At 39.0% G+C, this 5,549-nt stretch carries 3 protein-coding genes; all 3 read left to right on the top strand.

From position 1 onward, the window contains the following. Window positions 1-12 precede the first annotated feature (12 nt). The 3 genes from B4G81_RS15065 (at window position 13) to B4G81_RS15055 (ending at window position 5,508) form a co-directional block, all read left to right on the top strand. Entirely contained in the window at window positions 13-3,138 is a 3,126-nt protein-coding gene (locus B4G81_RS15065; protein ID WP_294083960.1) for a SusC/RagA family TonB-linked outer membrane protein, read from the top strand. Between the two features lie 24 nt (window positions 3,139-3,162). Further along, window positions 3,163-4,737, top strand: a complete 1,575-nt coding sequence (locus B4G81_RS15060; RefSeq protein WP_294083958.1) for a RagB/SusD family nutrient uptake outer membrane protein — start codon at window positions 3,163-3,165, stop codon at window positions 4,735-4,737. 282 nt (window positions 4,738-5,019) lie between these two features. Next, complete coding sequence (locus B4G81_RS15055) at window positions 5,020-5,508, top strand: DUF4372 domain-containing protein (protein WP_294083956.1); 489 nt, start codon at window positions 5,020-5,022, stop codon at window positions 5,506-5,508. Window positions 5,509-5,549: the final 41 nt, after the last annotated feature.

Below are 5,549 nucleotides of genomic sequence, written 5' to 3'. Positions count from 1 at the left end.
AAAGTAGAGTTTATGAAAAGAAAACTATTTCTGTTTTTGGCCCTGTTTTTTGTAGGAATAGGGATTGTGCAGGCTCAGACACAAGTACGCGGTACTGTTATGGATGAGAATGGAGACCCTGCAATTGGTGCAACCATACAAGTAAAAGGTACGACCCAGGGAACAGTAACCGATGTTAATGGTAATTTCAATCTGTCTGCACCAACGGGAGGCACTTTAATTATTTCTTATGTTGGATATACAACCCAAGAAGTGCCGGTAAGTGAAAGTATAAGGATTATGTTGGTTTCTGACACGGAGATACTGCAGGAACTTGTAGTTACCGGTTTGGGCGCAGCTACCGACAGGCGAAAAGTAGCCATTTCTGTTGAATCTGTTTCAGAGGATGCCCTGAAAAGAGTTCCAGCAAAAAGTGTTGATGCCGCCCTGATAGGTAAGATCGCCGGGGCACAAATACAGTCAATTTCCGGTCAACCCGGTCAACAGGCAAGTATCATTTTACGTGGTATTAATTCATTAGGCACTACACAACCAATGATACTGGTTGACGGGGTAGAGATAAATGCTAGTAGTGTCGCTTTGGGTACAGGAAACTCGATTTCACGACTCGCTGATTTAGACTTATCGAACGTAGAAAGAGTCGAAGTTATCCAGGGTGCTGCTGCTGCAACTATATACGGTGCACAAGGAGCTAATGGGGTTATTCAGATTTTCACTAAGAAAGGTAAAGCCGGACAACGTACAGATATTACTTACAACGGATCATTAACTGTTGATAACCCAATGAGAGGAGATTTCAAAAAGGCTCAATATCACTACTTCCCTACACTCTTTGATGGTTATATTGATGACGGTTCGGGCAATAGAATTGCAGTTGATCCTGATACAGGTTTTTGGACATTACCTGATGAAACAGTTACAGCAGAATCTCAAAACAATAAACCTTACAAAGAACAAACTTTTGATCATTTAGACCAATATTTTAAAAAGAATGTATTAACACAACAACATTCATTGAATTTGGTTGGAGCTTCAAATAATATTGATTATGCATTAGGTTTTTCCTATATGGGACAAGAAAGTCCTGTACATGGCGATTACACAAGAAATAACTTGACAGCCAATATTGGTTCAGAATTGTTCAAAGGATTTACTGTTCGTTCAAATACACAATTAATATCTAGCGAAAACACAACCGGTGGTATTAATAATCGTAATAACATTTTCAGTGGTTTAGCAACCGCTGGTACATTACTCCCATTTGTTGATCTCACTTTCAAGGACAAATTGGGAAATCCCTTCGTAAATTATGATGCAGCCGACAATAGTGTGATGCCATTTTACACATATAAATTCAGAGATATAAATGCCGATATCAAACGCGTTATCCAAGGGATTAATGTCAATTACAAAGTACACAAATTTGTGGAGTTAGACTATAAGTACGGTATAGATCATTCCCGTATAGATAGAAGCGAATTTTTAGCTAACCAAATGAGCACAATGACACCTGGAAAAGGTATTGACCCTAAAAGCGGAAAGTTGACAAAAGACATGATTCAGGAAACCCAACAGAACTCATTGCTTAGCGCATTCTTAAGATTTGATTTTGAAAAAGATTTTGATTTTAACTTCCCACTTCAGTCAACAACTCAAATTGCATACGATTGGAGAAAGTCTGACTATGAGCGTGTAACAGGAACTGGAACTGGATATGGTGTGGATCCACCTTTCACTTTGGCAACAGCCAATACAAAATCGTCGGATCAATATATATCCCATTTTGTTACTTTCGGATATCTAATTAACCAAAAATTTGACTATGCCAATCTTCTTGGTGCTTCTTTTGGTTTCCGCTCCGACTATTCTTCTGCATTTGGAGAAGGCTCTAAGCCATTTACGTTCCCACGTGCCGACTTTTATATCCGGTTATCTGAATTAATAAAATCACCCGCCCTGTATGATCTTAAATTAAGAGCTGCTTACGGAGAAGCTGGTATTCAACCCAGTGCATACGATCGTATGATCACTGCCAGCAGTGACATCTTGGGTGATCAAGGATATTTTTACTTACCATCAACATCTCGTAATCCGGCTTTAGGAGTAGAACGTTCAAAGGAAATTGAATTTGGATTAGATTACGGTATCAGCCTTATGAAAGGATATTGGTTAAATAAAGCCAGTGGGTCATTGGTATATTGGACAAGGAAAAGCACAGGAGTTATCTATACAGTGGATATGCCGCCCTCTACAGGGACGGCAGGTATTCGAGACAACGCCATCGATCTTTCAAGCAAAGGCATTCAATTCTCGATGGATTTGGACGTGTATAAATCCCGGAATTTCGATTGGAAATTTGGTACCAGATTCACTAAAGGATTAACTATGGTTGATAAAATATCAAACGGAAAACCCATTATTATTGGGGAAGGTGGCTCGGGTCAAACCGCTATTGTGGAAGGCGAACCGGTTGGTGCGTTTTTCGGAACAAAACCTTTATCTTCACTTGATCAAAAAGACTCAAACGGAGATAGATACATTGACGAGGCTGATTTGAACGATTACGAAGTAGTTAATGGTATGGTTGTAGATAAAACTTCGAAACAAGTGCAGTTTACAGCTGAACAAGAGAAAATAGGTGATGCTACTCCAAAATTCTCAATGTCGTTTTTCAATGATTTCACGATACATAAAAATGTATTGTTCTCTTTTCAATTCGATTGGGTAAAAGGAGCGGAAGCCTACAACGTGAGTCGCCAATGGCTCTATAGAGATCGCATCCATCCGGATTTTGACAAAGAAATTACCATAGGCGGGCAAACTGGAGCATGGGTTGCTTTTTATAATAGCTTATACAACACGAATAATATTCACCAATATTTCGTGGAAGATGCTTCTTTCTTACGGCTACGTAATATTTCTTTAACCTACGATTTGAGTGATCTAATTAAGAATGGCTTCATTAAAGGACTATCGGTTAGTGTTTCTGCAAAAAATCTTCTTACAGTAACAAATTACTCAGGAATGGATCCAGAAGCAGTTGGAACAAATCTTAACAATCCATTATATAGAGGAATTGATTTGTGGTCTTTCCCAAATTCAAAATCTGTGATTTTCGGGGTTAACGTGAAATTTTAATTTGATAATAAAAAAAGTTTAATTATGAAAAAAATATTATTTATAATTTCAATCATAGGACTTGCTTTAACGTCATGCGATAAAGATTCCTTAAAGTTAGAAAATCCTAATGAGCCAGGGCTTGGCTCATTACGAACGGAAGTTGGAATACAGAAAGCTGCATTAGGCGTTTATCACCCCATGAGATATGATTATTTCATTTGGTTTTCGCAGGTGAATCACAATGTAATGGGAGATGTGACTACTGTGTCTGCCGGAAACTTTGGATGGAGATGGGTGAATCAAGTTACATCTATTACACGTCCCAACGGCACTGTTGTAAACCCTCCTCAAGGAGGGTCGCAACCTGATTTGATGAGACAATATAACGGTAGAGACTATGGATACGACAATCCGATGAATCATGAATGGCTTCCGTTATATGGAACATTAGGACATGCAAACTTAATGCTAAGTATTCTGGACGAAGTTGAATTTACAGGATCTGACACTGAAAAGCAAATCAAAAAAGATACATACAAAGTATGGTTTTTGTGGTGGAAAGGATTTGTTTATTCACGCATTGGTTCTTTATATTCAAAAGGAATTATTAATGATAACTACGGTGAATTAAATACCAATTATTCAACTCATGAGGAAGTAATTGGTGAAGCAAAAAAAGTTTTTGAAGAAGCCAAATCAATCTTAGCAAAAATCGATGAATCTGATGCAACATATCAGTCACTAATAACTTCTTTCATTCCGTCATCTTTCCGAAGTGGTAATGGAGGATTTATCTCTCCCCGCATGATGGAACGTAATATTAATAGTTATTTAGCACGTAATATTCTTGTAAATAAATACGCAAAGGACCTTACTGATGCAGAATTGACTGAAATTGAAACTTTAGCTTCAGCTGGGATAAGAGAAAACGATAAAATATTCACTGTTAAATCTGATCCTAACGAAGACGCTTGTTTCGTATATCAAACCACATGGTCTGCTGTTCGATTACTAGCTGGATGGGAAGATATCTCCGAGAGATTAGTTCAAGATTTCAAACCAGGGGACAATCGTTTTGAACGTAATATCTATACCCTATCTAGTCCGATATTTAATCCGAGAGGACGCGGTTTGAGTTATGGAACACGATATGGAGCTGTTGACGGTGGAGACTACGCAAGTTGGGAACCGGGTTTTTGTGAAATACCTATGGCCTGTTCTTATGAAGAAACTCAATTGATGTTAGCAGAAGTCAAAATTAGAAAGAATCAAATTGAGGCAGGCTTAGCTCATATTGATGCTGTAAGAGATTACCAAAATGCCCAGTTGGATGCTGTTGCTAACACTAATTTAAATAAAGACGAGGCTTTGGAAGAATTACGTAAAGAAAGACGCATAGGATTATTCTTAAAAGGGACTTCGTTTTACGATGCCAGACGTTGGGGTGTCCTTAAACCTTTATCTCAAGGGGGAGGACGCCAAAATGCCAATGTAGTTGTAGCGTCTAATGGCACAGTAGAGCCTTGTACAATTAATTACAATTATTTGGAATGGTGGGATGTTCCGGCAAACGAAACGGATTTTAATCCCATTGAAATTCCTAATACACCTAATTAAAAACACTATTGATGGCACCTAAATACTAGGTGTCCCAAAGGTTTGACGGTTTTGCATTAAGTATTTTCAAAGAGGGTGTTTCACAAATGTGATTTCACCCTCTTTTCATTCGGGGGTACCTCTGAGAACAAATGCAAATATTCATTTCTCAGGAGGTTTATTTTTATTTTGAGACTTTTAATCAGTACTGACTGACTAAAAAATGAAGAAAATATAGGGACTTAACCGAAGTCTCGTCCCTAAGTTGTAAATTTGGATTGTCTAAAAACTAAATTTCCAACCATGGGCAAAGTTAGCGAAAATAAATTTGTCGGTCAGCCGATCTTAAGACAAATAGTGAATATTCTCCCGAGGGAAAAGTTTGATGAGCTGGTAATAAGGCTCGGCAGTGATAAATATTACAAGGCGTTTTTTTCCTGGGATCAATTGATCGTGATGCTCTTTGGCATTTTTTCCCGTTGCGATTCGATGGGTGAAGTCTGTGACGGCATGCGTGCCTTGGGTGGCAAGTTGAATTACCTGGGCATGGAGAGTTCGCCTGCAAAAAGCACTGCCGGAGATGCATTGCGTGACAGGGACGAGGAGCTGTTCCGTCTGTTCTACTTTGCACTGATCGCCCATTTTTCCCCGCTTTTATCGGTCAGCCGCAAAAAAAAGTGCCGGAAGCAGGGTGTCAGTTTCGAGGAGTTCTATGCCTTTGATTCGAGTACGGTGACGCTGTTTTCCGACGTGATGAAAGGCGTGGGCCGGAACCCTGTAAGCCCCCGATAAAATACCCATTTTAGCGAAAATGGTTTTTTCCGATCTTTGCC

This window comes from Proteiniphilum sp. UBA5384, assembly GCF_002410825.1.
Lineage (GTDB): Bacteria > Bacteroidota > Bacteroidia > Bacteroidales > Dysgonomonadaceae > Proteiniphilum.
The sequence above is the reverse complement of the archived record's forward strand: the minus strand, read 5'-3'. Positions and strand labels throughout refer to the sequence as shown.